Annotated in this window: 1 protein-coding gene; it reads left to right on the top strand. The window is 36.1% G+C overall.

What is annotated here, in order from left to right:
- Positions 1-548 (top strand): AIPR family protein (locus tag OKC40_RS22825; RefSeq protein ID WP_270797063.1); only part of this gene is annotated, 548 nt, incomplete at its 5' end.
- Between the last annotated feature and the right edge of the window lie 61 nt (positions 549-609).

The following is a 609-nucleotide window of genomic DNA, read 5'->3' on the forward strand; positions in this document are numbered from 1 at the left end:
GGCCTATAAGTATTTGTTTTGTAGGCAAAAAACTATTTTTAATTTTTAACAAAATGTTCACGATCTCGCCCTGGATCTCCGGTGGAGAAATTGCTAATTGGTACAAAGAAAAAGGGAAGCGCTTATTTTCAAAAAACATAAGACAAATGCTGGGTACAACTGATGTCAACGAAGAAATCCGAAATACAATCGAACAATGTCCAGAGAGATTTTGGTATTTTAACAATGGCATCACTCTAATTGCTGACACAATAAAGAAATCCATGGTAGGTGGCAATAGTAGAGATATTGGATCGTTTAAAGCCACGAACATAAGTATTGTTAATGGTGCCCAAACCGTGAGTACATTGGGCGAGTATCTAAAAAAAGATATTTCAAAGTTGGAAAAAATAAAAGTCCCTATAAAACTAATTTCTCTAGAAAACACTGACGAAAATTTTGGGGAAAATGTAACAAAAACCAATAACAGGCAAAATAGAATAGAAAACAGAGACTTTGTATCCTTAGATGAACAACAAACTAGACTGCGTTCTGAACTAAATAACTGATCCCAATAGTGCTACACCTTCGCTGTGCCATAGCCATTCCCCGGGAAAGGAGACACGGTAT

Source organism: Aeromonas sp. QDB11, from assembly GCF_027705265.1.
Lineage (GTDB): Bacteria > Pseudomonadota > Gammaproteobacteria > Enterobacterales > Aeromonadaceae > Aeromonas > Aeromonas allosaccharophila.